This window comes from Segatella hominis, assembly GCF_004535825.1.
In the GTDB taxonomy this organism is placed as follows: domain Bacteria; phylum Bacteroidota; class Bacteroidia; order Bacteroidales; family Bacteroidaceae; genus Prevotella; species Prevotella hominis.
Genome location: NZ_SGVY01000121.1, coordinates 1 through 1,564, shown reverse-complemented (window position 1 = coordinate 1,564; position 1,564 = coordinate 1). Strand labels below are relative to the sequence as shown.

Here is a 1,564-nt window from a genome sequence, read left to right as displayed (position 1 = left end):
TGTCTTACTACAGAAAAAGTGTACACCATTTTAACTTAAAAAAAGTAAAATGGAAAGCAAAAAGAATGAACGTGCAAATTACAGTTTAGACTTTAAACTAAAAGTCTTGGCTGACATGTATGAGAATGGTTTGTCAATATTTGGTGCCGCAAAGAAGTTTGGCATCAAAAATCATTATTCTGTAGCTTATTGGGAAAAAACATATATTTTATCCGAAAAATCATTATCTTTGTCGCAGGAAACAATGCAAAAGGTAATGGATATGCGTAAGAAACATGAATTAAGACAGGCAGCACAGGCAAAGACTCCTGAGGAGAAGCTGCAAGAGGAAGTGAACAATCTCCGCAAAGCTCTACAGTATTCAGAGCTTCGTAATGAGGCCCTTCAAGAGCTTCTGAAGATTGGTAAGGAAGAGTATGGCATCGACTTGCTAAAAAAAGCTGGCACCAAGCAGTAGACAACCTCCAACTCAGACACCCAGAACAATCTCTGGGTTGTCTGAGTGGGCTGTTTGGCAAGACACGAGGAGGTTATTACTCTGTTAGCAAGCAGAAGAGACAGGAACGTGACATACAAGAGACCACGATGGTGGCTGTAATAAAAGAGATTCGTGAACAAGCTCCTGGCACAGGTGCCTACAAGTTGTTTCTGATGCTAAAGAGCACGTTTGCAGATAAGATGGTAGGTCGTGACAAGTTCTATAAGTTGATGCGAACGCATCAACTTATGCTTCCACCGATGCGCCGCCGACACACGACAAATTCGAACCATAACTATCGTAAATACAAGAACTTGGTCAAAGAGTTTGTTCCTACTGCACCCAACCAACTTTGGGTTGCAGACATTACTTATGTGGACACAGATGAGGGTGTTTGCTACCTTCATCTGATAACAGATGCTTTCACGCATGAGATTATTGGCTGGGTTGTTTCCGACACCTTACTTGCCATCAACACGCAAGAAGCCTTAGAACAGGCCATATGTCAAGCTGACGCAGAGAGTCTGCTTCATCTAATTCATCACTCCGACAGGGGATCTCAATACTGCTGCAACGCATATGTGAATCGTCTGAAGGAAATAGGTGCTCGCATAAGCATGACAGAGGATTACAAGCCTACTGACAACGCCATTGCGGAACGAGTGAATGGTATTGTCAAGCAAGAATGGCTCTATCGAATGAAGAGACCCAAGAACTTGGCAGCTCTAAAAAATATCATGAAGGGAATCGTTAAGTTCTATAATGAAGAGAGACTACACTATAGCAATGGGATGCTCACACCAAAAGTCATGAGAGAGAAGCACTCTTTGGAGGCTTCACGCCTCCAGCCGTGAGGCAAACCACCGTGGTGTTTTTCATGGTTTTATTTGGTAGAATCAATAAAAAATATTAACTTTGCATCAGAGGAGGTGTTGTCAAAGCACATATGTAAAGATTATTGATGTGTAAACCATTTCAGTAAGGCTTTTCTGATTGTGTATAGTATTTTAGTAAGAAAGTAAATTATGTGTATAGTAAATCAGTAAGTATAACAAGAAAGGTGTATACTACTTTCAGTTAAAGACA

2 protein-coding genes are annotated in these 1,564 nt (G+C 40.9%); both read left to right on the top strand.

Annotation, left to right across the window (positions count from 1 at the left end; genetic code table 11):
* Window positions 1-49 precede the first annotated feature (49 nt).
* Window positions 50-457, top strand: a complete 408-nt coding sequence (locus EXN75_RS17345; RefSeq protein WP_134844751.1) for a hypothetical protein — start codon at window positions 50-52, stop codon at window positions 455-457.
* Window positions 458-489: 32 nt separating this feature from the next.
* The gene (locus tag EXN75_RS17340; RefSeq protein WP_342776624.1) at window positions 490-1,332 is read left to right on the top strand and encodes an IS3 family transposase; all 843 of its coding nucleotides are present in this window, start codon (window positions 490-492) and stop codon (window positions 1,330-1,332) included.
* Window positions 1,333-1,564: the final 232 nt, after the last annotated feature.